This is a genomic window from Exiguobacterium sp. s34 (assembly GCF_018617435.1).
GTDB lineage: Bacteria > Bacillota > Bacilli > Exiguobacteriales > Exiguobacteriaceae > Exiguobacterium > Exiguobacterium aestuarii.
Genome location: NZ_JACSKE010000009.1, coordinates 26616 through 53487, shown reverse-complemented (window position 1 = coordinate 53487; position 26872 = coordinate 26616). Strand labels below are relative to the sequence as shown.

Annotated in this window: 43 protein-coding genes; all 43 read right to left on the bottom strand. The window is 46.8% G+C overall.

What is annotated here, in order from left to right:
- Nucleotides 1-347: 347 nt before the first annotated feature.
- The 43 genes from KNO87_RS14870 to rpsL all read right to left on the bottom strand — a co-directional run bounded on the left by KNO87_RS14870 (nt 348) and on the right by rpsL (nt 26664).
- Nucleotides 348-992, bottom strand: a complete 645-nt coding sequence (locus KNO87_RS14870; protein WP_214796642.1) for a KinB-signaling pathway activation protein — start codon at nt 990-992, stop codon at nt 348-350.
- Between the two features lie 11 nt (nt 993-1003).
- The gene (locus KNO87_RS14865; protein ID WP_214791103.1) at nt 1004-2035 is read right to left on the bottom strand and encodes an Mrp/NBP35 family ATP-binding protein; all 1032 of its coding nucleotides are present in this window, start codon (nt 2033-2035) and stop codon (nt 1004-1006) included.
- A 134-nt stretch (nt 2036-2169) separates the two neighbouring features.
- A complete protein-coding gene (gene rpsI, locus KNO87_RS14860; protein WP_012727644.1) occupies nt 2170-2562 on the bottom strand; it encodes a 30S ribosomal protein S9 in 393 nt (130 codons plus the stop codon).
- Nucleotides 2563-2587: 25 nt separating this feature from the next.
- Nucleotides 2588-3025: a 50S ribosomal protein L13 gene (gene rplM / locus KNO87_RS14855; protein ID WP_026824852.1), complete on the bottom strand. Its 438-nt coding sequence runs from the start codon at nt 3023-3025 to the stop codon at nt 2588-2590.
- A gap of 143 nt (nt 3026-3168) precedes the next feature.
- A complete protein-coding gene (gene truA, locus KNO87_RS14850) occupies nt 3169-3909 on the bottom strand; it encodes a tRNA pseudouridine(38-40) synthase TruA (RefSeq protein WP_214796640.1) in 741 nt (246 codons plus the stop codon).
- The gene (locus tag KNO87_RS14845) at nt 3906-4697 is read right to left on the bottom strand and encodes an energy-coupling factor transporter transmembrane component T family protein (protein ID WP_214796638.1); all 792 of its coding nucleotides are present in this window, start codon (nt 4695-4697) and stop codon (nt 3906-3908) included. Before KNO87_RS14845 ends, truA begins: the two co-directional genes overlap by 4 nt.
- Nucleotides 4694-5572, bottom strand: coding sequence for an energy-coupling factor transporter ATPase (locus tag KNO87_RS14840; RefSeq protein ID WP_214796636.1), 879 nt, complete (start codon nt 5570-5572; stop codon nt 4694-4696). The genes KNO87_RS14845 and KNO87_RS14840 overlap by 4 nt, the downstream gene beginning before the upstream one ends.
- Nucleotides 5548-6384: an energy-coupling factor transporter ATPase gene (locus KNO87_RS14835; RefSeq protein WP_214791086.1), complete on the bottom strand. Its 837-nt coding sequence runs from the start codon at nt 6382-6384 to the stop codon at nt 5548-5550. Before KNO87_RS14835 ends, KNO87_RS14840 begins: the two co-directional genes overlap by 25 nt.
- Nucleotides 6385-6453: 69 nt before the next feature.
- Nucleotides 6454-6807, bottom strand: coding sequence for a 50S ribosomal protein L17 (gene rplQ, locus KNO87_RS14830; RefSeq protein ID WP_012727650.1), 354 nt, complete (start codon nt 6805-6807; stop codon nt 6454-6456).
- A gap of 24 nt (nt 6808-6831) precedes the next feature.
- On the bottom strand, nt 6832-7776 hold the full coding sequence (locus KNO87_RS14825) for a DNA-directed RNA polymerase subunit alpha (RefSeq protein WP_012727651.1): 945 nt from the start codon (nt 7774-7776) through the stop codon (nt 6832-6834).
- Nucleotides 7777-7868: 92 nt separating this feature from the next.
- The gene (gene rpsK / locus KNO87_RS14820) at nt 7869-8264 is read right to left on the bottom strand and encodes a 30S ribosomal protein S11 (RefSeq protein ID WP_012727652.1); all 396 of its coding nucleotides are present in this window, start codon (nt 8262-8264) and stop codon (nt 7869-7871) included.
- Between the two features lie 16 nt (nt 8265-8280).
- Nucleotides 8281-8646: a 30S ribosomal protein S13 gene (gene rpsM / locus KNO87_RS14815; RefSeq protein WP_012727653.1), complete on the bottom strand. Its 366-nt coding sequence runs from the start codon at nt 8644-8646 to the stop codon at nt 8281-8283.
- A gap of 19 nt (nt 8647-8665) precedes the next feature.
- A complete protein-coding gene (gene rpmJ / locus KNO87_RS14810; protein ID WP_003156543.1) occupies nt 8666-8779 on the bottom strand; it encodes a 50S ribosomal protein L36 in 114 nt (37 codons plus the stop codon).
- 30 nt (nt 8780-8809) lie between these two features.
- A complete protein-coding gene (infA, locus tag KNO87_RS14805; protein ID WP_021066622.1) occupies nt 8810-9028 on the bottom strand; it encodes a translation initiation factor IF-1 in 219 nt (72 codons plus the stop codon).
- A gap of 105 nt (nt 9029-9133) precedes the next feature.
- Nucleotides 9134-9892 carry a type I methionyl aminopeptidase gene (map, locus tag KNO87_RS14800; protein ID WP_214791083.1) on the bottom strand — a complete coding sequence of 253 codons (759 nt, stop codon included), beginning with the start codon at nt 9890-9892 and terminating at the stop codon, nt 9134-9136.
- A complete protein-coding gene (locus tag KNO87_RS14795) occupies nt 9889-10539 on the bottom strand; it encodes an adenylate kinase (protein WP_012727656.1) in 651 nt (216 codons plus the stop codon). The genes map and KNO87_RS14795 overlap by 4 nt, the downstream gene beginning before the upstream one ends.
- A 79-nt stretch (nt 10540-10618) precedes the next feature.
- The gene (gene secY / locus KNO87_RS14790) at nt 10619-11908 is read right to left on the bottom strand and encodes a preprotein translocase subunit SecY (protein ID WP_214697130.1); all 1290 of its coding nucleotides are present in this window, start codon (nt 11906-11908) and stop codon (nt 10619-10621) included.
- On the bottom strand, nt 11908-12348 hold the full coding sequence (gene rplO, locus KNO87_RS14785; protein WP_012727658.1) for a 50S ribosomal protein L15: 441 nt from the start codon (nt 12346-12348) through the stop codon (nt 11908-11910). The genes secY and rplO overlap by 1 nt, the downstream gene beginning before the upstream one ends.
- A 31-nt stretch (nt 12349-12379) precedes the next feature.
- Entirely contained in the window at nt 12380-12565 is a 186-nt protein-coding gene (gene rpmD / locus KNO87_RS14780; protein ID WP_012727659.1) for a 50S ribosomal protein L30, read from the bottom strand.
- 15 nt (nt 12566-12580) lie between these two features.
- Entirely contained in the window at nt 12581-13081 is a 501-nt protein-coding gene (rpsE, locus tag KNO87_RS14775; RefSeq protein WP_012727660.1) for a 30S ribosomal protein S5, read from the bottom strand.
- A gap of 20 nt (nt 13082-13101) precedes the next feature.
- Nucleotides 13102-13464 carry a 50S ribosomal protein L18 gene (gene rplR, locus KNO87_RS14770; protein ID WP_034804040.1) on the bottom strand — a complete coding sequence of 121 codons (363 nt, stop codon included), beginning with the start codon at nt 13462-13464 and terminating at the stop codon, nt 13102-13104.
- Between the two features lie 34 nt (nt 13465-13498).
- On the bottom strand, nt 13499-14038 hold the full coding sequence (gene rplF / locus KNO87_RS14765; protein ID WP_012727662.1) for a 50S ribosomal protein L6: 540 nt from the start codon (nt 14036-14038) through the stop codon (nt 13499-13501).
- Between the two features lie 33 nt (nt 14039-14071).
- On the bottom strand, nt 14072-14470 hold the full coding sequence (gene rpsH, locus KNO87_RS14760; protein WP_026824842.1) for a 30S ribosomal protein S8: 399 nt from the start codon (nt 14468-14470) through the stop codon (nt 14072-14074).
- A gap of 31 nt (nt 14471-14501) precedes the next feature.
- Complete coding sequence (gene rpsN / locus KNO87_RS14755; RefSeq protein ID WP_012727664.1) at nt 14502-14771, bottom strand: 30S ribosomal protein S14; 270 nt, start codon at nt 14769-14771, stop codon at nt 14502-14504.
- Between the two features lie 20 nt (nt 14772-14791).
- Nucleotides 14792-15331: a 50S ribosomal protein L5 gene (gene rplE, locus KNO87_RS14750; RefSeq protein ID WP_012727665.1), complete on the bottom strand. Its 540-nt coding sequence runs from the start codon at nt 15329-15331 to the stop codon at nt 14792-14794.
- A gap of 32 nt (nt 15332-15363) precedes the next feature.
- The gene (rplX, locus tag KNO87_RS14745) at nt 15364-15672 is read right to left on the bottom strand and encodes a 50S ribosomal protein L24 (RefSeq protein WP_074032448.1); all 309 of its coding nucleotides are present in this window, start codon (nt 15670-15672) and stop codon (nt 15364-15366) included.
- Nucleotides 15673-15708: 36 nt separating this feature from the next.
- Nucleotides 15709-16077: a 50S ribosomal protein L14 gene (gene rplN, locus KNO87_RS14740; RefSeq protein WP_012727667.1), complete on the bottom strand. Its 369-nt coding sequence runs from the start codon at nt 16075-16077 to the stop codon at nt 15709-15711.
- Between the two features lie 44 nt (nt 16078-16121).
- Nucleotides 16122-16382, bottom strand: coding sequence for a 30S ribosomal protein S17 (gene rpsQ, locus KNO87_RS14735; protein WP_012727668.1), 261 nt, complete (start codon nt 16380-16382; stop codon nt 16122-16124).
- Between the two features lie 32 nt (nt 16383-16414).
- The gene (gene rpmC / locus KNO87_RS14730) at nt 16415-16618 is read right to left on the bottom strand and encodes a 50S ribosomal protein L29 (protein WP_012727669.1); all 204 of its coding nucleotides are present in this window, start codon (nt 16616-16618) and stop codon (nt 16415-16417) included.
- Nucleotides 16605-17042, bottom strand: coding sequence for a 50S ribosomal protein L16 (rplP, locus tag KNO87_RS14725; protein WP_012727670.1), 438 nt, complete (start codon nt 17040-17042; stop codon nt 16605-16607). Before rplP ends, rpmC begins: the two co-directional genes overlap by 14 nt.
- Before the next feature lie 32 nt (nt 17043-17074).
- Entirely contained in the window at nt 17075-17734 is a 660-nt protein-coding gene (gene rpsC / locus KNO87_RS14720) for a 30S ribosomal protein S3 (RefSeq protein WP_012727671.1), read from the bottom strand.
- A 13-nt stretch (nt 17735-17747) separates the two neighbouring features.
- Complete coding sequence (rplV, locus tag KNO87_RS14715; RefSeq protein WP_214791081.1) at nt 17748-18080, bottom strand: 50S ribosomal protein L22; 333 nt, start codon at nt 18078-18080, stop codon at nt 17748-17750.
- 20 nt (nt 18081-18100) lie between these two features.
- Nucleotides 18101-18376: a 30S ribosomal protein S19 gene (rpsS, locus tag KNO87_RS14710; RefSeq protein ID WP_012727673.1), complete on the bottom strand. Its 276-nt coding sequence runs from the start codon at nt 18374-18376 to the stop codon at nt 18101-18103.
- 66 nt (nt 18377-18442) lie between these two features.
- Nucleotides 18443-19273 carry a 50S ribosomal protein L2 gene (gene rplB / locus KNO87_RS14705; RefSeq protein ID WP_012727674.1) on the bottom strand — a complete coding sequence of 277 codons (831 nt, stop codon included), beginning with the start codon at nt 19271-19273 and terminating at the stop codon, nt 18443-18445.
- A gap of 34 nt (nt 19274-19307) precedes the next feature.
- Nucleotides 19308-19589 (bottom strand): 50S ribosomal protein L23, encoded by a 282-nt coding sequence (rplW, locus tag KNO87_RS14700; protein ID WP_026824834.1) that lies wholly within the window; start codon nt 19587-19589, stop codon nt 19308-19310.
- A complete protein-coding gene (gene rplD / locus KNO87_RS14695; RefSeq protein ID WP_214791072.1) occupies nt 19589-20212 on the bottom strand; it encodes a 50S ribosomal protein L4 in 624 nt (207 codons plus the stop codon). The genes rplW and rplD overlap by 1 nt, the downstream gene beginning before the upstream one ends.
- Before the next feature lie 28 nt (nt 20213-20240).
- The gene (gene rplC, locus KNO87_RS14690; RefSeq protein WP_026824832.1) at nt 20241-20867 is read right to left on the bottom strand and encodes a 50S ribosomal protein L3; all 627 of its coding nucleotides are present in this window, start codon (nt 20865-20867) and stop codon (nt 20241-20243) included.
- A 61-nt stretch (nt 20868-20928) separates the two neighbouring features.
- Nucleotides 20929-21237 (bottom strand): 30S ribosomal protein S10, encoded by a 309-nt coding sequence (gene rpsJ / locus KNO87_RS14685; RefSeq protein ID WP_074032438.1) that lies wholly within the window; start codon nt 21235-21237, stop codon nt 20929-20931.
- Nucleotides 21238-21614: 377 nt separating this feature from the next.
- Entirely contained in the window at nt 21615-22124 is a 510-nt protein-coding gene (locus tag KNO87_RS14680; RefSeq protein ID WP_214796634.1) for a hypothetical protein, read from the bottom strand.
- 108 nt (nt 22125-22232) lie between these two features.
- Complete coding sequence (gene tuf, locus KNO87_RS14675) at nt 22233-23420, bottom strand: elongation factor Tu (protein ID WP_214697124.1); 1188 nt, start codon at nt 23418-23420, stop codon at nt 22233-22235.
- 114 nt (nt 23421-23534) lie between these two features.
- Complete coding sequence (fusA, locus tag KNO87_RS14670) at nt 23535-25613, bottom strand: elongation factor G (RefSeq protein WP_214791067.1); 2079 nt, start codon at nt 25611-25613, stop codon at nt 23535-23537.
- A gap of 112 nt (nt 25614-25725) precedes the next feature.
- Nucleotides 25726-26193, bottom strand: coding sequence for a 30S ribosomal protein S7 (gene rpsG, locus KNO87_RS14665; protein ID WP_012727682.1), 468 nt, complete (start codon nt 26191-26193; stop codon nt 25726-25728).
- Between the two features lie 48 nt (nt 26194-26241).
- Nucleotides 26242-26664 (bottom strand): 30S ribosomal protein S12, encoded by a 423-nt coding sequence (rpsL, locus tag KNO87_RS14660; protein ID WP_012727683.1) that lies wholly within the window; start codon nt 26662-26664, stop codon nt 26242-26244.
- Between the last annotated feature and the right edge of the window lie 208 nt (nt 26665-26872).

Below are 26872 nucleotides of genomic sequence, written 5' to 3'. Positions count from 1 at the left end.
AGAATTTGATATAGCTCTTAAATTGACGAAGCTTGCGCTTCATTCAAAAATTGTAAAACTTTTTTTGCCTCATCGTTCAGTTTTCAAAGACCAATCGTTGTCGTGTTAGCGACTTTTTAATAATAGCGATTTGACTTATGAAAGTCAACCACTTTTTATTATTTTTTTCGCTTTCTGATTATTGTTTCGTGAACAACATCAGCGACGTTTATTAATATATCAGCATCGCCAAAAACCGTCAACTGTTTTTCTAAAAAAACTTTATTTTTTCTTCTAATGCAATCAAAATAAAAAACCAGTCGTTGAATTGCTCCCATGATAAGGAGCAATCCAAGACCGGTTGATCGTTATGATGACTTAGAAGACATCTGCTTTTTAGTTTTTTTCTTTCCTGATTCTGATGAAGTCGACTCGGCCACTTGCCCAGTCTGTTGGAAACGATGAAGCATTAACACTTGATAAGCGTTCGCAAACACAAGTGTCGCGAGCGCCGGCCAAAGTAATGGAATTGCATCAGTTGTTTGAAGAGCCGGAATCCATTCGATTAATGTAATCACCGTCATCAAGAAGAGCGTTGGGATGAAAGCACTCATATTTGTTTGTTTCGCCTTACTCACAGCAACTACCCAAGCGACAATTAATAATACGACCATCTCACCGATATAACGCCACATATGGTCGTTCCCAAATGCGAGCATTCGTAAATAAACGGCATCAAAGATTGCGAAAGCAATCAGCAATACTTGAACACGATTCCATAGACGTGGTCCTCTAAACAAGTCAAGACCGACTCGGTGGATGATTAAATAGGCGAAAAAGCCCATCATGCTGATCCCGGTCCATGTACTCGAGTAACTAAGTGCCGTAACAATTGCCTCCCAGGACTGACTGACCAAATAACCCGGGTTCGCCAATAAATTCATTAGGAACCCAAACAACGTCCCAAACACGAGCGTTGTCCAAAACAAACGTAAAAAACCTTGTACTTTCATCTCTCACCGATTCACCCTTCTATTTGTTGAATGACTGCTTGCGCCAACTCATCATACGTATGCTCAAACGGATGCCCATCACGATAGACCGATGGTGCAAAGTCTTCCTCGTTGTCATACGGTTGACCGAGTGGGATTTGAGCAAGGAGTTTACTCTTCAGTGCTTCTGACAGTTTTTCTCCACCGCCATGACCAAATACGTATTCCTTCTCACCCGTTACCTTACTTTCAAAGTAGGCCATGTTTTCAATGATACCCAACAGTTTATGGTTCGTTTTAATCGCCATTGCTCCCGCACGTGCTGCAACGAAAGCTGCTGTAGCGTGTGGTGTCGTCACGATCAATTCTTGACATGATGGGAGCATGGAATGGATATCAAGTGCGACATCTCCCGTTCCTGGCGGTAAGTCGAGTAATAGATAGTCGAGGTCGCCCCACTCAACGTCATTGAAGAAATTATTGAGCATCTTCCCGAGCATCGGTCCGCGCCAGATCACCGGTGCATTGTCTTCAACGAAAAAGCCCATCGAAATGACTTTCACGCCGAAACGCTCAACTGGTATGATTTTTTCCCCACGAACGACTGGACGCTCTTCGATTCCAAGCATATCTGGAACGCTGAAACCGTAAATGTCCGCGTCGATCAATCCGACTTTCTTCCCGGCACGTGCAAGAGCGACAGCGAGGTTGACAGATACTGTCGACTTTCCTACGCCACCTTTACCTGAAGCAATGGCGATAAATGTCGTTCCTGAATTCTCACGAAGAATCGCCGGCTTCGTTGCCTCTTTCAAACTTTCATCATTCAACGCTTCAAAACGAAGTCCGACCGTCTTAAAGCCTTTCCCCTTGAGCAGTGTGACGATTTCTTGTTGTAACTGAAGCTGTTCCCCGCTCCCTGTTTGTCCGAGTGCCACTTTCACACTGACATAGTCTTCTTTAATGCGGATGTCTTTGACTCCCGCTGTATCTCCAAGCGTTCGGTTGATCGTCGGATCAACGAGCCCCGCCAATTCCTCGCGTACTTGCTCTACTGTAAGCATATTGCTTCCCCCTTATAACTGTTTCGATATCAGTATATCAAAAAAAGCGTTTTCTTGACGGCTTCGGAATCGACTAATTTATACAAAAAACTCTCCACCCAAAAGGATGGAGAGTTCGAACCACTTCGCGAAGATTAACGCTTCGAGAATTGTGGTGCGCGACGTGCTGCTTTAAGACCGTATTTTTTACGTTCTTTCATACGAGCGTCACGAGTTAAGAATCCTTTTTCTTTGAGGCTTGGACGGAATTCTGGGTCCGCTTGAAGAAGCGCACGTGATACGCCGTGGCGAATTGCTCCAGCTTGTCCAGTGTATCCACCACCGTTAACGTTAACGATTACATCGTATTTACCTTCTGTTTCAGTCAATACGAGTGGTGATTTAGCCATCATGATTAAAGTCTCATGACCGAAGTATTCTGAGATATCGCGGCCATTTACAACAACTTTACCGTCACCTGCAACGAGGTGAACGCGAGCCACCGAGTGTTTGCGGCGGCCTGTTCCGTAGTAACGTACATCTGCCATCGTTTAGTTCCTCCCTGTGTCTCGATTAACCGCGAAGTTCGTAAACTTCTGGTTTTTGTGCTTCATGCTTGTGTTCAGTTCCAGCGTAAACGTGGAGTTTGTTGAATTGTTGACGACCGAGTGATCCTTTTGGAAGCATCCCTTTGATCGCGAGTTCAAGCATACGCTCTGGACGTTTTGCGAGAAGCTCTTTTGCAGTTTGTGATTTCAAACCGCCTGGATGACCTGAATGACGGTAGTAGATCTTGTCATTCAATTTGTTACCAGTCAATTTGATTTTCTCAGCGTTGATGATGATGACGTGGTCTCCGCAATCAACGTGTGGTGTGAAAGTCGGCTTGTGCTTACCGCGAAGAAGTGATGCTACTTCACTAGTCAAACGACCGAGTGTTTTGCCTTCTGCGTCGATAAGGAGCCATTTGCGTTCTACTTCAGATGCTTTAGCCATGAATGTTGTGCGCATGTGGAATACCTCCTAGAAATGTCTGTTCACTTAATTTTTTGATGCTTTATCATAATCCTAGTTTACGGGGCTAAGATTGTGGTTCATCTCTAAATTTGAAAATGAAATGCCAATGAATATAATACGATTTTATAGAGGGAATGTCAATCTACTTTTTCATAATTCACATTCCACAAGTACAAACCGTGCGGGGGCGCGGTAATCCCCGCCACACGGCGGTCTTTCGCCTCCAGCATTTCGGTGATGTCCGTAGGCTCATACTTGCCTCTTCCCACCTCGATAATCGTCCCCACCATAATACGAACTTGATTATATAAAAAGCCAGAACCAACGAAACGGAATACAATCTCATCACCCACTTCGAGTACTTCTGCTTCATAGATAGTACGAACACGATCCTCGACCTCCGCCTTCGTCACAGAGAATGAGGTAAAATCATGAGTCCCGACTAGCCGCTCCATCGCTTGACGCATCCGGTCAAGACTAAGTGTGTAAGTCACCGTGGTAGCATAGTGTCTTCTGAACGGATCCTCCGTCTTACGAATATGATAGCGATACTCTTTTCGCTTCGCCCCATACCGAGCATGGAACGTCTTGTCGACTTCTACTGCTTGTTTGACGAGAATGTCGTCCGGCAACATCGCATTCAATGCTTTCACGAACCGCTCCGCCGCCATCTGTAGCGTTGTATCAAAATGAATCACTTGTCCTAAGGCGTGGACACGGGCGTCTGTACGACCTGAGGCGACAATTTTGACGGGGTGTCGATGCATCCGAGTCAAGACCGCCTCAATCTCGGCCTGAATCGTATTCCCGTTTGGCTGTACTTGATATCCCGCATAGTGTGTCCCGTCATAGGCAACTGTCAGTTTAATCCGTCTCATCCAATCCCTCTCAATCCAAACAAAATGAGTGTTAACGCGACAAATAGAAGTAATACTGCCGTATCACGCGTCTGCCACTTCATCTCACGCAACCTCGTCCGTCCTTCACCACCACGATACCCACGCGCCTCCATTGCCGTGGCGAGGTCTTCAGCGCGCTTAAACGCAGAAATGAATAACGGGATCAATAGCGGGATGACACCTTTTAAACGAGACTTCCATGGACCGCTCATCAAATCAACACCTCGCGCTTGTTGAGCTTTCATGATGCGGTCTGTCTCGTCGGCAAGGGTCGGTAAAAAACGAAGCGAGATCGATAACATTAAGGCAATCTCGTGTGCGGGCACACGAATCCGCTCAAACGGTCGGAGACCTGCTTCAATCGAGTCAGTCAACTCCATTGGCGTTGTCGTCAACGTAACGAGTGTCGTCAACATGACGAGATAGAAGAATCGGAGCGAGACGATCAGTCCCATTCGAATCCCTTCTGAATAGATTGCGATCGGCCCGAATTCAAAGAGCAGTGTCCCATCGCGATTAAATAACAGCTGCAAGATCAACGTGAAGACGATTAAGAAGAGAATCATGCGTAATCCATTCCATAAATAACGCCACGATAGTTGTGATAGTTTCACCACAAACAGCGTGAATGCTAATAGAAATAAATTCGTCCATAAGTTATCTGCTAAAAACACCACCGGGATAAACCCTAAAATAAAAAGTGTCTTTGCCCGCGCATCGAGTGAATGGAGCCAAGAATGGCCCGGTATATATTGACCAATAATCATTCGGCTCCCCCTTTCAAGTGCGTCGCAATCCAATCCGCCAATTCGCCCTCCGTTCGTACGAGCGGAATGACCGTCTCTCCAAACGTTGGCGCTAAATCGCGAGCGAATCGGAGAACGTGTGGGATATCAAGCTGGAGACGATGTACGAGCGATTCGTCTTGGAACAGTTCAAACGGGTCCCCATCGAACGCCACCTGACCACGTTCCATCACAATCACGCGTTCTGCATAGGTGAGCACATCATCCATATCGTGTGAGACAAGAATCAGTGTCAAGTTCAGCTCTTCTCGTAGCCGCTTAAATAACGCCAGCATATCGCGTCTTCCAATCGGATCGAGACCCGCTGTCGGTTCATCCACGATGAGGACATCGGGACGGCTCGCTAAGACGCCTGCAATCGCGACACGGCGCATCTGACCCCCGGAAAGGTCGAATGGGGAACGGTCCCATAATGATTCATCTAAACCGACGAGTCGAAGTGCCTCATGGGCACGCTCTTTCGCTTCGGCATCTGTCGCGCCAAAATTGCGCGGACCGAACATGACGTCGCGTTCGACCGTCTCTTCAAACAATTGGTGCTCAGGATATTGAAAGACGAGCCCAACGCGACGCCGAAGCGGTAAGAGATTTTGCTTTTTATCACGACGCGAGCGAATCGGGGTAACGGTGATGTCGTCGACCACCACACGTCCATCTGTCGGTCGTAATAAGCCGTTCATATGTTGAACGAGCGTTGATTTCCCGGATCCTGTATGCCCAAGAAACGCAACAAGCGCTCCCGACGGAATGGTTACATTCACATCGCGCAGCGCGGTTCGTTCAAACGGAGTATTCATTTGATATTGATATGTTACTTCTTCAATGCGTATCGGCATAGATGGTTCACCAACTCCGAATGTTGTAGCATCAGACGATCGAGTGGAATGCCACGTGCCTTCAGTTCGAGTTGCATCCGAACGATAAACGGGACATCTAATTGAATGTCACGGAGCGTATCTGGATGTTGAAACACGTCTTCAGGTGTACCGGTCATCGCAATCGTGCCTTTCGACAATGCAATGATACGGTCAGCAAACAACACTTCGTCGAGCTCGTGTGTAATGGCGACAACGGTCATCCCTTCCGAGACGAGCTGTCGTACCGTTTGTAATACCTCTTGTCGCCCAATCGGGTCGAGCATCGAGGTCGCTTCATCGAGCACGAGGACACGCGGGCGCATTGCGAGAGCCGAAGCAATCGCAACACGCTGCTTTTGTCCACCGGATAACTGATGCGGTTCACGGTCCGCTAGTTCCGATAATCCAACGCGCGCTAGACTGTCATCAATTCGACGAACCATTTCTTGACGTGGAAGTCCCATGTTTTCGAGAGAAAATGCCACATCATCGCGCACGGTCGCCCCGACAAATTGATTGTCGGGATTTTGAAAGACGACCCCGATCCGCGTTCGAACGTCCCACACGTCTGCGGCGTTCGACGGATCGAGTGTCTCGACGCGGACTTCCCCCTTTTCAGGAATCAGAAGCCCGTTCCACAATTTCGTCAGTGTCGACTTACCAGAACCGTTATGGCCGACAATCGCAAGCCATTCCCCTTTATATACATCGAGCGATAGGCCGTTAAGTGCCGGCTCAGACTGTCCAGGGTAATGAAATACGACGTCCCGTACCATAATTTGTGATTCCATGGGTCGACTCCTTTCTTATGTGGAAACAGGGCAATACGTCACCGCATGCCCTGTTGACTGCCTAATGAATTAGACGAGTTCGATGATTACAACTTCTGCACCATCACCGCGGCGTGGGCCGACTTTCATGATGCGCGTGTATCCACCTTGACGTTCAGCGTAGCGTGGAGCCACGTCTTCGAACAATTTTTGGATTGCGTCTTTTTCTCCAGCGTTCTCCTTACGAACGAATGAAGCTACTTGACGACGGGCATGAAGATCGCCACGTTTCCCAAGAGTGATCAATTTTTCAACGACTGGGCGAAGTTCTTTCGCTTTTTGTTCAGTTGTTTGAATGCGCTCGTTGATGATTAGGTCAGTTGCAAGATCACGCAAAAGCGCCTTGCGTTGCGAGCTTGTACGGCCAAGTTTCGAATAAGCCATTACATTTCCCTCCTTCGGTTGAACTTAGTCTTCTTTACGCAAGCCCAAACCGAGTTCGTCCAACTTGTGTTGAACTTCTTCGAGTGATTTACGTCCGAGGTTACGAACTTTCATCATCTCTTCCTCTGATTTGTTTGCGAGTTCTTGAACAGTGTTGATGCCAGCGCGCTTCAAGCAGTTGTACGAACGAACTGAGAGATCGAGTTCTTCAATCGTCATTTCGAGTACTTTTTCTTTTTGGTCTTCTTCTTTCTCGACCATAATTTCTGCGTTGAGAGCCTCATCTGTCAAACCAACGAAGATGTTCAAGTGTTCAGTCAAAATTTTAGCTCCTAATGATACAGCTTCTTCCGGACGAATTGAACCATCTGTCCACACGTCTAATAAAAGCTTATCAAAGCTAGCGTCTTGACCGACACGTGTTTTATCTACTTCGTAGTTCACGCGTTGAATCGGTGTATAGATCGAATCGATTGGAATGACCCCAATCGGCATATCATCACGTTTGTTATCTTCTGCCTGGACGTAACCACGACCACGGCGAGCAGTCAAACGCATGCGAAGCGTCGCATTGTCAGCGAGAGTCGCGATGTGGAGCTCAGGATTCAAGATTTCAACGTCGCTATCATGGGTAATGTCTGCCGCAGTGACAGCACCGGCACTTGAAACGTTAATCTCAAGCGTTTTCTCTTCTTCCGAGTACACTTTGAGTGCTAACTTCTTGAGGTTTAGTACGATTTGAGTAACGTCTTCGACGACACCGTCAATCGTAGAGAACTCGTGAAGCACGCCATCGATTTGAACCGCTGTTACCGCTGCACCTGGGAGCGATGACAATAGAATTCGACGTAGTGAGTTACCGAGAGTAGTGCCATATCCACGTTCAAGCGGTTCTACTACGAATTTACCAAACGTAGCGTCCTCGCTGATTTCGACCGTTTCGATCTTTGGTTTTTCAATCTCGATCATCTGAACCCCTCCTTGAGTATATCCTGCCGTGCAGTTTGAACTGCTAAAGTATAAGCTGTCGTGCTAGGTAAGCCCCTCACACGTTCAAGCGATTATACGCGGCGACGTTTCGGAGGGCGGCAACCGTTGTGCGGAACTGGAGTTACGTCACGGATTGCAGTAACTTCGAGACCAGTAGCTTGGAGCGCACGGATAGCCGCTTCACGTCCAGCACCAGGACCTTTAACGTTAACTTCTACTGTACGCATACCGTTGTCCATTGCAACTTTCGCTGCAGTTTCAGCAGCCATTTGTGCTGCGAACGGAGTCGATTTACGTGATCCTTTAAATCCAAGGTTACCAGAAGTAGCCCATGAGATCGCGTTACCTTGCGTGTCAGTGATTGTAATGATTGTGTTGTTGAATGTAGAACGGATGTGTACCACACCGACTTCAACATGTTTTTTAACTTTACGTTTAGAACGTACGTTTTGCTTACGTTTCGCCATTGTTCAATTCCCTCCTTTACTTCTTCTTGTTCGCTACTGTACGGCGTGGGCCTTTACGAGTACGCGAGTTGTTCTTCGTGTTTTGACCGCGAACAGGGAGACTACGGCGATGACGGATACCGCGGTATGCGCCGATCTCGATCAAACGTTTGATGTTAAGTGAAACTTCACGACGAAGGTCACCTTCAACTTTGATTCCGTCAATTGCCTCACGGATACGGTTGAGTTCATCTTCAGTAAGGTCGCGTGTGCGTGTCTCTTCAGAAACGTTAGCAGCCTTCAAAATTTCTTGTGCTTTTGTTTTACCAATACCATAGATGTATGTGAGCGAAATAACGATACGTTTTTCGCGTGGAATATCTACACCAGCAATACGTGCCATGTGTGCACCTCCTCTGAAATTAACCTTGTTTTTGTTTGTGTTTCGGGTTTTCGCAAATTACCATTACTTTACCCTTACGGCGAATAACTTTACATTTTTCGCAAATCGGTTTTACCGACGGTCTTACTTTCATGAGTATACCCTCCTCCTGGAAAAATCGGAGTTACTTATAACGGTACGTAATCCGCCCGCGAGTCAAGTCGTATGGAGACAACTCAACAGTTACGCGGTCACCTGGAAGGATCCGAATGTAGTGCATCCGAATTTTCCCTGAGACGTGCGCGAGCACCGTGTGGCCGTTTTCTAACTCCACTTTAAACATTGCGTTCGGAAGTGGTTCGACAACAGTGCCTTCCACTTCAATGACATCTTGTTTCGCCATCATTTATTCCCCTTTCTATATGAAGATCTTTAGGAGCACAGACGATCTATTGCCATCTACTGTGAGAGAAGGATCCAAAATGGATCAGTATGAAACAATAGAGCCTCATTCACCGGAATCGAGTTTCGTTAAAATCTCGTATCCATCGTCTGTGATGGCGATGGTGTGCTCAAAGTGGGCGCACATGCTACCGTCCACTGTGACAACTGTCCAGTTATCAGCCAGTGTTCGAACATAGCGTTGACCAGCATTAACCATTGGTTCAATAGCTAACGTCATCCCAGTCTTCAGGCGCGGCCCTTTCCCCGGTGGACCATAGTGTGGAATTTGCGGTTCTTCATGCAAATCTTGTCCAACACCATGACCGACGTATTCGCGGACGACAGAGAAATCATGTGATTCAACATATGCTTGAATCGCATGCGAAATATCTGTCAATCGCCCTCCAGCCTTGGCGTGCTCCAATCCTTTATACAGACTTTCTTCGGTTACGTCAAGTAGCCGCTGTGTCTCTTCTGAGATTGTTCCCACTGGATAAGTCCAAGCGGAATCTCCATGGTATCCATTATAGTAGGCACCGATGTCGATTGAGATAATATCTCCATCTTTCAATACCCGTTTTCCTGGAATGCCATGAACAAGCTCTTCATTCACCGAAGCGCAAACACTACCGGTAAAACCGTTATAGCCTTTAAACGATGGCGTCGCACCTTGGCTGCGAATGTAATCTTCCGCAATCTGGTCGAGCTCAAGCGTCGTGATTCCTGGTTTTATGTGCTGTTTGAGCACCTGGTGCGTTCGAGCAACAATTTGCCCAGCCTCACGCATAATCGCAATTTCACGAGGCGTCTTCGTGATGATCATTCAGTATCACCGAGTAATGCTTTGACATCGGCATATACGACATCGATTGGACGATCTCCATCCAATGTACGAAGATACCCTTTTTCAGCGTAAAAGTCAATGAGTGGTTTCGATTGCTCGATGTTGACGTCAAGGCGACGGCGGACCGTTTCCTCTTTATCGTCTTCACGTTGCATGAGAGCCGACCCATCCACATCACAGATGCCTTCCACTTTTGGTGGGTTGAAGATCACGTGATATGTCGCGCCACACGTTGGGCAGATCCAACGACCTGTCAAGCGTGGAACGAGAATTTCCGCATCCACATCGATATTGACGACGTGGTCAATCTGTTTCCCCAAATCTTTAAGCAAACTTTCGAGTGCCTCTGCTTGAGCAACAGTACGCGGGAATCCATCGAGTAAGAAACCTTTTTCAGTGTCATCTTGGCTAAGACGCTCACGTACGATTCCGATTGTTACCTCATCCGGTACGAGTTCACCTTTATCCATGAATGACTTGGCTTCTTTACCGAGTGGCGTTCCGCCTTTGATTGCCGCACGAAACATGTCGCCTGTCGAAATGTGAGGGATTTGGTACTCTTCTACGATTTTAGCCGCTTGAGTCCCTTTCCCAGCACCCGGTAAGCCCATGAGTACTAGATTCATCTCGGTTAGCCTCCAGTTTTGATTTTCACGAAGGGCTTGTAAACACGACAGGAAGGAAGGGTTGACCCTTCCTTCCGCTTTAACGGATAAAGCCTTTATAGTGTCGTTTTACAAGTTGACTCTCGATTTGTTTCATCGTTTCGAGGGCTACCCCGATGACGATCAATAAGCTCGTCCCTCCGATTTGAACGGAAGTTGGAAGACCGGCAAGCTTAATGAAGATTGTCGGCATGATCGCCACAAGCGATAAGAAGATCGCTCCGAAGAAAGTCAATCGATACAGTAACTTCGTGATGTACTGTTCTGTTTGCGCCCCAGGACGAATCCCAGGAATATAACCACCTTGCTTCTGCAGGTTTTCTGCCATCTGTTCTGGGTTAACCTGAACAAATGTATAGAAGTAAGAGAACGCAATGATTAACGCAACGTAAATCGACATTCCGATTGGCGCCGTCGTGTCAAAGTACGTTTGTAACTTTTGCGTTGTCTCTGGAGAAGCAATGAAGCTTGCAACAGTTGGTGGTGTTACCATGAAGGAAATCGCGAAGATAACCGGGATAACACCTGCAGCGTTTAGCTTGATTGGCAAGTGCGTCGACTGGCCGCCCACAGGGGTACGGTTCGCCGTGCGTTTTGCATATTGGATTGGAATTTTGCGTGCCGCTTGTTGAACATAAATGATCCCAACCGTCACAGCCAAAATAACAAGGGCCAATACAACCAAGTAAACGATATTAATGAACAATGCATCTCCAGCGTTTTGGAGTTTTGTTTCATAAATCTGCGTAAAGATTCTTGGGAACCCAGCAACAATACCGGCGAAGATAATGATGGAAATACCATTCCCAACACCTTTCTCCGTTGTCATTTCACCAAGGAACATCAAGAACGCTGTACCCGCAGTGAGTACAATCGCGATCACAAAGTAAGTCGCCGTTCCCCATGTCTCATTGACGAGACCTGGGTAGAGGCGGTTAAATCCAAACGACAATGAAGTCGCTTGGACAAATCCTAAGATGATCGTCCCATAGCGCGTGACCGTCGCTAACTTTTTACGACCCGCCTCTCCTTGTTTAGCCCATTCGGCAAACTTCGGAACGACGTCCATTTGTAAAAGTTGAACAACGATCGATGCCGTAATGTACGGCATGATCCCCATTGCGAACAGGGAGAAGTTCTGTAAAGCATTTCCTCCAAACAAGTTCAAGAAGTCAAGAAGACCTCCTGAGTCAAAACGCAACACATCCGTATTCACCATCGGCACCGGGATATGAGCCCCGATGCGGAAAATGATGATGATTGCGAGTGTGAAGAGAATACGCTGTCGAATATCTTTCACGCGCCACATATTGGAGATCGTCTGAAACATCAGATCACCTCAACTGTACCGCCAGCTGCTTCGATCGCTTCTTTCGCTGCACCCGAGAACTTGTTGGCTTTTACAGTCAATTTAGTTTCAAGCTTGCCGTTAGCAAGGACTTTGATTCCGTCTTTTGCAGAGCTGACAACACCAGTCTCGATTAAGAGTTCTGGAGTAACTTCAGTACCTGCTTCGAAACGGTTAAGCGTGTCTAGGGAAACAACCGCGTACTCTTTACGAGTTGGGTTGTTGAAACCGCGTTTTGGAAGACGACGGTAAAGTGGGTTTTGTCCACCTTCAAATCCTGGACGAACGCCACCGCCCGAACGAGCTTTTTGACCTTTGTGTCCACGACCAGAAGTTTTACCGTTACCAGTCGCCATACCGCGACCGACACGGTTACGTTCGTGACGTGAACCTGGAGTTGGCTTCAATTCATGGAGTTTCATAATGGCACCTCCTTATTTATTAAAATCTTTATTATTCGTTGATTTCTTTTACAGTCACAAGGTGCGACACTTTATTGATCATACCGCGCATCGCGACGTTGTCTGGGACAACGACCGTTTGATGCATTTTGCGAAGACCGAGTGTACGTACAGTAACACGCTGACCTTCCGGACGACCAATTGTGCTGCGTGTGAGGGTGATTGCGAGTTTCGCCATGTCTAGTTCCCTCCCTTAGTTAAGAAGTTCTTCTACGCTTTTACCACGTAGTTTAGCAACTTCCTCTGCTTTTTTGAGCTCAGTCAAGCCCTGTACCGTCGCACGGACGATGTTGATCGGTGTGTTTGAACCTAACGATTTCGAAAGGATGTCACCTACACCTGCAAGTTCGAGCACCGCACGAACTGGACCACCAGCGATAACCCCAGTACCTTCAGAAGCTGGTTTCATGAATACACGACCTGCTCCGAATACTCCTGTGATTTCGTGTGGAATTGTTGTACCAACCATAGGTACTTGTACCATGTTTTTCTTAGCGGCTTCAATAGCCTTGCGAATCGCTTCTGGCACCTCTTGTGCCTTACCTGTACCGAAACCGACGTGACCATTTTTGTCACCTACGACTACGAGAGCAGCAAAACGGAAGCGGCGGCCACCTTTTACGACTTTCGCGACGCGGTTTACGGTAACAACGCGTTCTTCAAGTTGTTCCATGTTAACGTCTAACTGGCGCATCGAGTGTCCCCTCCTTTTTATTAGAATTTAAGACCTGCTTCACGAGCTGCTTCTGCAACAGCTTTGACGCGGCCATGATAGAGGTATCCACCACGGTCGAACACAACTGTGTCGATACCTTTCTCGAGTGCACGTTCTGCAGCAAGTTTACCAACAGCTTTCGCTGCTTCAACGTTACCGCCATTTGTAAGATCGAGAGCTTTATCTTTCGAAGATGCAGACACAAGCGTTGTTTGTGACGCGTCATCGATAAGTTGAACGTAAATGTGCTTGCTCGAACGGAATACGTTCAAACGTGGACGAACTGCTGTCCCCGAGATCGTACGACGTACGCGAGCATGACGTTTTTTACGAACTGCATTTTTATCTGCCTTTGTGATCATTTATGCCACTCCTTTCCGTTCATTTCGTGACGAATTACTTACCAGTTTTACCTTCTTTACGGCGAATACGTTCATCAGAGTAACGAACACCTTTACCTTTGTAAGGTTCTGGAGCACGGTACGAGCGGATTTGAGCAGCAACGTGACCGACGCGCTCTTTGTTAATCCCTTTTACGATGATTTGCGTGTTTGAAGGAACTTCGATTTCGATACCTTCCTCAGCAACGTACTCGATTGGGTGCGAGTAGCCGAGGTTGAGGACGAGTTTGTTACCTTGCTTAGTAGCACGGTAACCAACCCCCGAGATCTCAAGTGTTTTTTGGAATCCGTTCGACACACCTTGTACCATGTTGGCAATAAGGGCACGTGTCGTACCGTGAATTGTGCGGCTTTCTTTCGATTCGTCTGGACGAACAACCGTCAATTCGTTCTCTTCAACTTTGATTTCCAATGCCGGGTTAGCTGAAAGCGAAAGTTCACCTTTAGCACCTTTTACTGTGACCGTGTTGTCATTAGCAACTGTTACAGTAACGCCAGCAGGAATCGTAACTGGTTTTTTACCAATACGTGACATTGATTACACCTCCGTTCTTGTTAGAAAAGTGACTTACCAGATGTAGGCGAGCACTTCGCCGCCGACTTGTTGTTGGCGAGCTTCTTTATCAGTCATAAGACCTTTAGATGTCGAAAGAACTGCGATTCCGAGTCCTCCGAGTACTTTAGGCACTTCATCAGCTTTTGCGTATACGCGAAGACCTGGTTTCGAAATACGTTTGAGACCAGTGATTACACGTTCGTTGCTTGCTCCATATTTAAGGAAAAGACGAAGTGTACCTTGTTTAGCGTCCTCGATATATTCAACATCGCGAATGAAACCTTCACGCTTAAGGATTTCAGCGATCTCACGTTTAATGTTCGAAGCTGGAAGCTCCATTTTTTCATGGCGAACCATGTTAGCGTTACGGATACGTGTAAGCATATCTGCAATAGGGTCTGTCATTACCATGCGATGTACCTCCTTTCACACTGTTAGTGGATTACCAGCTTGCTTTTTTAACACCAGGGATTTGACCTTTGTATGCAAGATCACGGAACTTGATACGGCTGATCCCGAATTTACCCATGTAACCATGCGGACGACCTGTGATGCTGCAACGGTTGTGCAAGCGTACAGGTGACGAGTTACGTGGCAATTTGCTGAGTCCGATATAATCGCCTTCAGCTTTCAACTTCGCACGCTTTTCAGCGTACTGGGCAACGAGTTTCTCGCGTTTAAGTTCGCGATTCACCATTGACTTTTTAGCCATGTTGTCGACCTCCCTCTAGATTATTTTTGGAATGGCATACCGAGAAGTGTGAGCAATTCACGTGCTTCTTCGTCTGTGTTTGCTGTTGTAACAACAACGATGTCCATACCGCGTACTTTAGATACTTTATCGTAATCGATCTCAGGGAAAATAAGTTGCTCTTTCACGCCAAGCGTGTAGTTACCGCGTCCGTCGAATGCTTTCTTCGATACACCGCGGAAGTCACGTACACGTGGAAGTGAAACAGTTACCAATTTGTCGAGGAAATCGTACATACGCTCGCCACGAAGTGTAACCTTCGCACCGATTGGCATACCTTCACGAAGCTTGAAACCAGCGATTGATTTCTTCGCTTTCGTTACGAGTGGTTTTTGACCTGAAAGAATTGTTAATTCTTCAACTGCCATGTCAAGTGCTTTTGAGTTCGAAACAGCATCACCTACACCCATGTTGATGACGATCTTTTCGATTTTCGGTACTTGCATGACCGAGTCATAGTTGAATTTATCCATCATCGCTTTCACGATGTCGCTTTTATACTTCTCTTGCAAACGGTTCATAGTCGAATGGACCTCCTTTCGTCACGTTCTTCTTATTTATCGAGTGATTCGCCCGATTTCGCGACACGAACTTTTTTACCATCGACTACTTTGAAACCAACGCGAGTTGGTTTGCCAGTTTTAGGGTCGAGTGGCATTACGTTCGAGACGTGAATTGGTGCTTCGATCTCAAGGATCCCGCCTTGTGGATTCGCTTGTGAAGGTTTAGAGTGTTTTTTCATCACGTTTACGCCTTCAACCACTACGCGGTTTTTGCTTGGCATAGCTTTGAGGATAACCCCTTGCTTGCCTTTATCTTTACCAGACATTACCTGGACTGTATCGCCTTTTTTAACATGCATCGTTTGCGCACCTCCTTATAGGATTGAAATTGGAAATTAAAGTACTTCCGGTGCCAACGAAACGATCTTCATGAATTCTTTTTCACGAAGTTCACGTGCAACTGGCCCGAAGATCCGTGTGCCGCGTGGGCTCTTGTCATCTTTGATAATGACTGCTGCGTTCTCATCGAAACGGATGTACGAACCATCTTTACGACGAGCGCCGCGTTTTGTACGAACGACAACTGCTCTGACAACGTCACCTTTTTTAACAACGCCACCTGGTGTTGCTTGTTTTACCGTTGCGACGATGATGTCACCGATGTTTGCAGTCTTACGACCAGAACCACCGAGAACCTTAATTGTCAACAGTTCACGCGCGCCAGAGTTGTCTGCTACTTTCAAGCGAGATTCTTGTTGAATCATGCGAGTGTACCTCCCTCCGGATGTTTAATAAATCCGAACTGTTATTAGATGATTACTGATTCTTCTACTACTGTTACAAGACGGAAACGTTTGTCTTTAGAAAGAGGACGTGTTTCCGCGATGCGAACGATATCGCCCACTTTAGCGACGTTGTTCTCATCGTGTGCTTTATATTTCTTCGTGTAGTTTACACGTTTGCCATAAAGTTTATGACGAACCTTTGTTTCTACTGCGACGACGATCGTTTTGTCCATTTTGTCAGACACGACGCGACCAGTGAACACTTTACGGTTGTTGCGTTCCATGAGTGTTACCTCCTCTCAAGAATCCGATGTAATTAGCCGTTGTTGATGCCGAGTTCGCGTTCACGAAGAATCGTTTTAGCACGCGCAATCGACTTGCGTACTTCACGGATACGAGCAGGATTCTCAAGCTGACCTGTAGCAAGTTGGAAGCGAAGGTTAAAGAGTTCTTCTTTCCACTCGCCCACTTTACCGTTGAGCTCTTCAGTTGTTGATTGACGGAGATCAGTTGCTTTCATTCGTATCACCACCATTTTCTTCACGTTTCACGAACTTACATTTTACTGGAAGTTTGTGCGATGCAAGACGAAGTGCCTCACGTGCCACTTCCTCAGATACACCTGCGATTTCGAACATTACTTTGCCAGGCTTAACTACAGCTACCCAGCCTTCTGGAGCACCTTTACCCGAACCCATTCGGACTTCGAGAGGCTTTTTAGTGTACGGCTTGTGTGGGAAGATCTTGATCCACACTTTACCACCACGTTTCATATAACGTGTCATTGCAATACGTGCTGATTCGATTTGACGGTTTGTAATCCAGCTCGCTTCGAGAGCTTGGAGACCGAACTCACCGAAGTGTACAGTTGTGCCGCGTTTAGCATTCCCGCGCATTTTACCACGGTGTACACGACGATATTTCACGCGTTTAGGTAACAACATAGTGTGTTGCCTCCTTCCTGAAAGAGTGTTTATTATTCAGCGTTTTTCGCTGTGTTGTTTTTTGTTGGAAGAACTTCACCGTGGTATAACCAAACTTTTACGCCGATTTTACCGTAAGTTGTGTCAGCTTCAGCTGTTCCGTAGTCGATGTCGGCACGGAGTGTGTGAAGTGGAACTGTTCCTTCCGAGTATTTCTCTGAACGAGCGATATCAGCGCCACCAAGACGACCAGAAACTTCTGTTTTGATCCCTTTGATGCCAGTACGCATCGAACGTTGAATTGATTGTTTCATTGCACGACGGAATGATACACGACCTTCCAATTGACGAGCAATGTTTTCTGCTACAAGCTTCGCAACAGCGTCAGCGTTTTTCACTTCAACAACGTTGATGTGAACGCGTTTTCCGTCAGCGATTTTTGTAATGTGTTTACGGAGTGATTCGATTTCAGAACCACCTTTACCGATTACCATACCTGGCTTCGCAGTGTGAAGCGAAATGTTCACGCGGTTTGCAGCGCGTTCGATTTCAACTTTAGAAACACTAGCATCCTTCATTTTGTTTTCGATGTATTCACGAATAACGAAGTCTTCATGAAGGAGATCAGCGTAGTCTTTCTCAGCGTACCAACGCGAATCCCAGTCTTTGATAACACCAACGCGAAGACCGTGCGGATTTACCTTTTGACCCACTACATATCCCTCCTTATTTCTCAGTTACCACGATGTGGATGTGGCTTGTGCGTTTGTTAATGCGGCTTGCGCGACCCATCGCACGTGGGCGGAAGCGTTTGAGTGTTGGACCTTCGTTGACAAAAGCTTCTGTTACAACGAGGTTCTCAATGTTCATATCGTAGTTGTGCTCTGCGTTAGCAATCGCTGATTTTAATACTTTCTCAACGATTGGCGATGCTGCCTTGTTTGTGTGAGCAAGGACAGAGAGCGCTTCGCCGACTTGTTTCCCGCGAATTAAGTCTACAACGAGACGTGCTTTGCGAGGAGCAAGACGGACCATATTAGCTGATGCTTTAGCTTGCATGGATTTGACCTCCCCTCAAATTACCGTTTCGTTTTCTTGTCTGATCCGTGACCTTTGTAAGTGCGTGTTGGAGCGAATTCACCAAGTTTGTGACCAACCATGTCTTCTGTCACGAATACTGGTACGTGTTTACGACCATCGTGCACACCGAACGTGTGACCCATGAATTCTGGGAAGATCGTCGAGCGACGTGACCAAGTTTTGATGACTTGCTTCTCACCAGATTCGTTGAGTTTGTCAACTTTAGCGAGTAAGTGGTGATCTGCGAATGGACCTTTTTTCAAGCTGCGACCCATGTTAGAACCTCCCTTTGGAATGATTCGGGAACGGCCCTTTCGAACCGCCCGAGAATCATGTAGTAATTATTTCTTACGGCGACGAAGGATGTACATGTCGCTCGATTTGTTTTTCTTACGAGTCTTAAGACCAAGAGCTGGTTTACCCCAAGGAGTAAGTGGGCCCGAACGACCGATTGGCGCACGACCTTCACCACCACCGTGTGGGTGATCAACCGGGTTCATTACAGAACCACGTACTGTTGGGCGCTTGCCTAACCAACGTGAACGTCCTGCTTTACCGATGTTTACGAGTTCGTGTTCTTCGTTACCAACTGAACCGATTGTCGCGCGGCAAGTGCCGAGGAACAAGCGTGATTCACCTGATTGAAGACGAACGATGACGTACTTGCCGTCACGTCCTTGGATTTGTGCCGATGCACCAGCCGCACGAACAAGCTGACCGCCTTTACCAGGCTTAAGCTCGATGTTGTGGATTGTTGTACCGACAGGGATGTTTACGAGTGGAAGAGCGTTCCCCACTTTGATATCCGCTTCAGGACCAGACATGATTTCCATGCCTACTTTGATGCCCTTAGGAGCGAGGATGTAACGTTTCTCACCATCTACATAGTTGATGAGTGCGATGTTTGCTGAACGGTTTGGATCGTATTCGATCGTTGCTACGCGTCCTGCAACGCCATCTTTGTTACGTTTGAAATCGATGATACGGTATTTACGCTTGTGACCGCCACCTTGGTGACGAACAGTCAAGCGACCTTGGTTGTTACGTCCGCCTTTTTTCGAAAGCTTTTCAGTTAACGATTTTTCAGGGCGATTCGTTGTGATCTCTGCAAAGTCGAGAGATGTCATGTTACGACGACCGTTAGTGGTCGGCTTAAACTTTTTGATTGCCATCGAGGATTCCCTCCTTTTCTTCTAAGGTAGTTAATTAACCGAGGAAGTCGATTGTGTTGCCTTCTGCAAGAGTTACGATCGCTTTTTTACGGCGAGCTGTGTAACCAGCGTGACGACCGACACGTTTCGCTTTCGGTTTGTAGTTCATTGTGTTTACCGAAGCAACTTTCACGTTGAAGATTGTTTCGATAGCGTGTTTCACTTGCGATTTAGTCGCTTTTACGTCGATTTCGAAAACGTATTTGTTAGCTTCCATGAGGCTAACTGAACGCTCAGTGATGATCGGACGTTTGATGATATCGTATGCTTGAGCCATTATGCAAGCACCTCCTCTACCTTCGCAACCGCATCTTTAGTGAAGATGACTTTGTCGTTAGCAACGAGGTCAAGAACGTTTACGCCTGCTGCGTCGATCACAGTCACTCCTGGGATGTTACGAGCTGCGAGAGCGATAGTCTCATTGTAGTCCGCTGTGACTACAAGAGCCTTACGTTCTACTGATAAGCTGTTGAGTACAGCAGCCATATCTTTTGTTTTTGGTGCATCGAAAGCAAGGCCTTCGAGGACGATGAATTCGTTGTTTTGTACTTTCGACGAAAGAGCCGAGAGAAGTGCTAAACGACGAACCTTTTTAGGAAGTTTGTAAGAGTATGAACGTGGTGTTGGACCGAAGACTGTACCACCACCAACCCATTGTGGTGAGCGGATAGAACCTTGGCGCGCACGACCAGTTCCCTTTTGTTTCCATGGTTTACGGCCGCCACCGCGTACTTCCGAGCGACCTTTCGTATCGTGAGTACCTTGACGGCGTGATGCTTGTTGCATGACGATTGCGTCATAAAGTACTGATTCGTTTGGCTCGATTCCGAAGATGGCTTCTGCCAATTCGATTTCGCCAACATTTGAACCTGTTTGGTTAAGCAAAGCTACTTTAGGCATTCGTAATTCCTCCTTTCCGTGCAGTTAATTAGTTACCTTTGACCGCTGTTTTGATGATGACGTTCGATTTACGAGCGCCTGGGATAGCACCTTTCACGAGGAGAAGGCCGCGTTCCACATCAACTTTAACGATTTCAAGGTTTTGAATTGTTTTACGCTCTCCACCCATTTGACCAGGAAGAAGCTTCCCTTTGAATACGCGGTTAGGAGCGACAGGACCCATCGAACCAGGACGACGGTGGTAGCGCGAACCGTGGGCCATTGGTCCACGTGATTGTCCGTGACGCTTGATCGCACCTTGGAATCCTTTACCTTTCGATGTACCTGTTACGTCTACTAATTCACCTGCAGCGAAAATGTCTGCCTTAATCTCTTGACCGATTTCGTATCCTTCTACTGAAGTACGAACCTCTTTGATGAAGCGCTTAGGTGTCGCGTTTGCTTTCGCAGCGTGACCTTTTGATGGTTTGTTTTGACGTGATTCTTTGATGTCTCCGAAACCAAGTTGAACTGCTTCGTAACCGTCTGTGTCAACTGTTTTAAGTTGAAGAACAACGTTACCTTCTACAGCAACTACTGTTACTGGTACTACTTCGCCTGCTTCGTTGAAGATTTGAGTCATACCAAGTTTTGTTCCTAAGATTCCTTTAGCCATGAGATACACCTCCTGTTAATAATTAATTGTCTCTTCTGGCTAGTATCTACTATATGAAGAATTAAAGTTTGATTTCGATGTCTACACCTGATGGTAACTCGAGACGCATAAGCGAATCGACTGTTTTCGGTGTTGGGTTTACGATGTCGATCAAGCGTTTGTGTGTACGCATTTCGAACTGCTCACGAGCATCTTTGTACTTGTGAACCGCACGAAGGATCGTGTAAACCGATTTTTCAGTTGGGAGCGGGATTGGACCCGATACCTTTGCACCTGAACGCTTCGCAGTGTCAACGATCTTCTCAGCTGATTGATCGAGAACGCGATGGTCATATGCTTTTAAACGAATACGAATTTTTTCATTTGCCATGTTTATTTCCCTCCTTTGTCGCCTACTTTTAAAATAGACAATTCTCCGCGGAAATTTCCACACCGGCCATGGCAATGCTGCCTGGCGTGTCATAACCTCCCGCTTCAACGCAGCGTGCTTGTGTCAGCAGAGGTATCCGATCATTGCAAATCAACGATTGGACCCATTTTCTGCTGTAAAGTCTCTCACCACTCGCACAAACACTTAATCATTATATCTAATCTGGTCATGGAATGCAAGATTAGATTTTTGAAGTTGCCGGTTGTCTGATGAGTTGCTCAACGTTCCCTAATGTAACAAGATTCGCGAGCTTTTGCAAGAGAAAATTCATTCTTTTATTGAACTATTTTTCAAACGAACTCCCATGTCAACTCGACCTAGCGTTTCATAACCTCTCCAAACCGCTCTGTCACCGCTTCGATGACCGAATGTGGCGCCCGCTTTAAACAAGTGTGGATGATGCCCGCCTTGATGGGATGTGTCTCGAAATATTGCACCAAACGCGTCAATTTGTCCTCTCGACCAATGACTGTGTAAAGCACAACCCACTCTTCGAGGTGCATCCAGTTCCCTTCTCCTTCTATATAAGGATGTGTATAAATCCCGTCCGTGCACTTCATCCGAAAACTGGACATGACGTCAACGTCATCCCCCTCAAACACATACTCCCCAAAGTAAGTCGTCAAGTATGCTTCATGTGGTTCAGATGACCGTTTCTCTCCGGCACGACTCAAGACCTCATCCAACCGTTCAAACTGATCCGGCTCTACGAACAAATCGATGTCATTGGTCACATCGACGATTCCATGATGCTTTAAAAGTTGCGAACCGCCAATCCGATAATCAATCCCGTTTAAACGACAAATCGTCTCCAACTGTTTTAACATGACGCCACTCCTTTCTCGTATGTTTCATATTACCACGACCATAGGAAAACACAAAAAAGCAGCCCGCATATTGCGGACTGCTTGAAGTTGTTCAGTTGAATCAATCGATTACTCGATGATTTCTGTTACTGAACCAGCACCTACAGTACGGCCACCCTCACGGATAGAGAAACGTGTACCGTCTTCGATCGCGATTGTAGAAATCAATTCGATCGTCAACTCGATGTTGTCTCCTGGCATTACCATTTCAGTACCTTCTGGAAGGTGAACGATACCTGTTACGTCAGTTGTACGGAAGTAGAACTGCGGGCGGTAGTTCGCGAAGAATGGCGTGTGACGGCCACCCTCTTCTTTAGAAAGAACGTAGATTGATGCTTTGAATTTAGAGTGTGGTGTGATTGAACCCGGCTTAGCAAGTACTTGTCCACGCTCGATGTCGTCACGTGATACACCACGGAGAAGTGCACCGATGTTGTCGCCAGCTTCAGCATAGTCAAGAAGCTTACGGAACATCTCTACACCAGTACATACAGTTTTCTTAGTTTCTTCTGTAAGACCAACGATTTCGATCTCGTCGTTGACGCGGAGAACACCACGCTCAACACGACCAGTCGCTACAGTACCACGACCAGTGATTGAGAATACGTCCTCTACAGGCATCATGAAGTCTTTGTCTGTGTCACGAACTGGTTCTGGGATGTACTCATCAACAGCGTTCATGAGTTCCATAACTTTTTCTTCCCACTGAGCTTCACCGTTAAGTGCGCCAAGTGCAGAACCTTTGATTACAGGGAGGTCGTCGCCTGGGAAGTCGTATTCAGAAAGAAGTTCACGGATTTCCATTTCAACGAGTTCGAGGAGCTCTTCGTCGTCTACCATGTCAACTTTGTTCATGAAGACTACGATGTAAGGAACACCTACTTGACGTGAAAGAAGGATGTGCTCACGTGTTTGTGGCATTGGACCATCTGTTGCAGATACAACGAGGATCGCGCCGTCCATTTGAGCAGCACCAGTGATCATGTTTTTAACATAGTCAGCGTGTCCTGGGCAGTCAACGTGTGCGTAGTGACGCTTGTCAGTTTCGTACTCGATGTGAGCTGTTGCGATTGTGATACCGCGCTCGCGCTCTTCTGGAGCACCATCGATTTGGTCAAACTTAGTAGCTGTTTTACCTTGTGCACGTGAAAGTACAGCAGAGATTGCTGCAGTCAAAGTTGTTTTACCGTGGTCGACGTGGCCGATTGTACCAACGTTAACGTGCGGTTTAGAACGGTCGAATTTTTCTTTACCCATTCTAGATTCCTCCTCTATTAAACGATTAGTTTTTATTTAACTAGGAAGACGTAGGTTACTTTTAACATACGTCCTCCTTAGCTTACAACAATCAATCTAGCGATACAACCGTTATTAGCCGTTCGCTTTTTTGACGATTTCTTCAGCAATTGATTTCGGTACTTCTTCGTAGTGATCGAAGTGCATCGAGTACGTTCCGCGTCCTTGTGTACGTGAACGAAGTGATGTTGCGTAACCGAACATTTCTGAAAGTGGAATCATCGCTTTAACGACTTGTGCGTTACCGCGAGCTTCCATACCTTCTACGCGTCCACGGCGTGACGTTACGTCACCCATGATGTCACCCATGTATTCTTCTGGGATAACAACTTCAACACGCATCATTGGCTCAAGGATGACAGCTTTCGCTTGGTCCTTAAGTTGTTTAACCGCCATCGAAGCAGCAACTTTAAACGCCATCTCGTTCGAGTCGACATCGTGGTACGATCCGAATACGAGGCGAGCTTTAACGTCTACTACTGGGTAACCAGCGAGGATACCGTTTTCGAGAGCTTCTTCAATCCCGTTTTGAACAGCTGGGACGTATTCACGTGGTACAACACCACCGACGATCTTGTTCTCGAACTCGAATCCAGCGCCTTCTTCGTTCGGCTCGAATTCTACGACAACGTGACCGTACTGACCGCGTCCACCAGACTGACGAACGAATTTCGAATCGATCTTCGCAGCGCCACGGATTGTTTCACGGTAAGCAACTTGTGGTGCACCAACGTTAGCTTCTACTTTGAATTCGCGACGCATACGGTCAACGAGGATATCAAGGTGAAGCTCACCCATACCAGAGATGATCGTTTGACCAGTCTCAGGGTTTGTTTCAGTGCGGAATGTTGGATCTTCTTCTGCGAGTTTCGCAAGAGCTTGACCCATTTTATCTTGGTCTGCTTTCGATTTAGGCTCGATTGCAACCGAGATAACTGGTTCTGGGAACGTCATTGACTCGAGAACGATGTTATCTTTCTCTGTGCAAAGCGTGTCACCAGTAGTCGTGTCTTTGAAACCAACAGCAGCGGCGATGTCACCAGCGTATACCATTGGAATCTCTTCACGGCTGTTTGCGTGCATTTGAAGGATACGACCGAGACGCTCACGCTTCCCTTTAGTCGAGTTCTTCACGTATGATCCCGCTTCAGCTGTACCAGAGTACACGCGGAAGAACGTCAATTTACCGACGTAAGGGTCAGTCATAACTTTGAACGCAAGTGCTGAGAATGGAGCTTCGTCAGAAGGCTCACGCGTGATTTCTTCTTCTGTATCGAGGTTGATCCCTTTGATTGACTCTACATCAACTGGTGATGGGAGGTAATCAACAACGGCGTTAAGCATGAGCTGAACACCTTTGTTCTTGAAGGCAGAACCAACGAGTACAGGGTAGAATTCAACGCTAAGTGTCGCTTGACGGATTGCAGCTTTCAATTCTTCGATTGAAATCTCTTCACCTTCAAGGTACTTCATCATCAACTCTTCGTTGAAGTCAGCAACACCTTCGATCAATTGACCGCGAAGTTCTTCAGCTTGGTCAGCCATGTCAGCTGGGAAGCCATCTGTAACTTCGATGTCAGTACCGAGGTCGTTGTTGTACATGTAAGTCTTCATTTCAACGAGATCGATGATCCCTTTGAAATCGTCCTCTGCTCCGATTGGGAGTTGGATCGCGTAAGCGTTCGCTTGGAGGCGCTCATGAAGCGTCTTCACAGAGTACAAGAAGTCTGCGCCGATTTTATCCATCTTGTTGACGAATACGACACGTGGTACACCATATGTCGTCGCTTGACGCCATACAGTTTCAGTTTGTGGTTCTACACCTGACTGAGCGTCAAGTACAGCAACAGCACCATCAAGTACACGGAGTGAACGTTCAACTTCTACTGTGAAGTCTACGTGTCCAGGTGTATCGATGATGTTTACACGGTGGCCATTCCACTGTGCAGTTGTCGCAGCTGAAGTGATCGTGATTCCACGCTCTTGCTCCTGCTCCATCCAGTCCATTTGTGAAGCACCTTCGTGCGTTTCACCAATTTTATGGATACGACCTGTGTAATAAAGAATACGTTCAGTTGTTGTCGTTTTACCGGCATCGATGTGAGCCATGATCCCGATGTTACGAGTATTCTTTAGGGAGAATTCTCTTGCCATACTGGGTATTCTCCTTCCGCATGTTTGATTTTCGTGTGCGCGCACACGATATGATTATACCCGAAAGCCACTCCGTTAAGCCATGCTTGGCGGAGTGGACTTTACGATTAAATTACCAACGATAGTGAGCAAACGCTTTGTTTGCTTCTGCCATCTTATGCATGTCTTCGCGTTTCTTAACAGACGCACCAGTGTTGTTGGCTGCATCCATGATTTCGTTCGCGATACGTTGCTCCATCGTTTTTTCGTTGCGGAGACGAGCGTAGTTCACGAGGTAACGAAGACCAAGTGTTGTACGGCGCTCTGGACGAACTTCAACAGGAACTTGGTAGTTAGCTCCACCTACACGGCGTGCTTTAACTTCAAGTACAGGCATGATGTTGTTCATTGCTTCTTCGAACACTTCCATAGGCTCTTTGCCTGAGCGTTCAGCGATGATGCCAAATGCGTTGTAAATGATAGTTTGAGCTGTACCTTTTTTACCGTCTAACATGACACGGTTAATGAGGCGAGTTACCAATTTCGAGTTGTAGATCGGATCTGCGATAACGTCACGACGTTCTGCACGGTTTTTACGCATCCGAGTACCCTCCTTTCAAAATTTCAATTGTAGTTTAGTTTGCGAGAATTACTTCTTCGCAGCTTTCGGACGTTTCGTACCGTATTTAGAACGGCCTTGCATACGTCCATCAACACCTGCAGTGTCAAGCGCACCACGGACGATGTGGTAACGTACCCCTGGTAAGTCTTTTACACGTCCTCCACGGATAAGAACAACGCTGTGCTCTTGAAGGTTGTGGCCAATACCTGGAATGTACGCAGTCACTTCGATTTGGTTAGTCAAACGAACACGAGCATACTTACGAAGTGCCGAGTTCGGTTTCTTCGGAGTCATTGTACCAACACGTGTACAAACACCACGTTTTTGTGGTGAGCTCACGTTTGTTTGTGACTTGATGAAACTGTTGTAACCTTTGTTAAGTGCTGGAGAGTCAGATTTAACGACTTTCGATTTACGTCCTTTACGGACTAACTGGTTAATAGTAGGCATCTTTGAAGATCCTCCCTTCCTGAATGTTGCTATTTTCTAGTCCCACCGACCCGGGTGGTTCATTTAAGGTCATAACGAAACGCTTTTACGAGGCGTAGGCATTCCATGACCTCGCAAAAACGTGAGTTATACCTTGAAAGTGGCAATTGTAGCAGCCAAACCTTCCCGTAGAAAGTTCGGATGGACGTCCAAGTAGCTTGCCGACTGC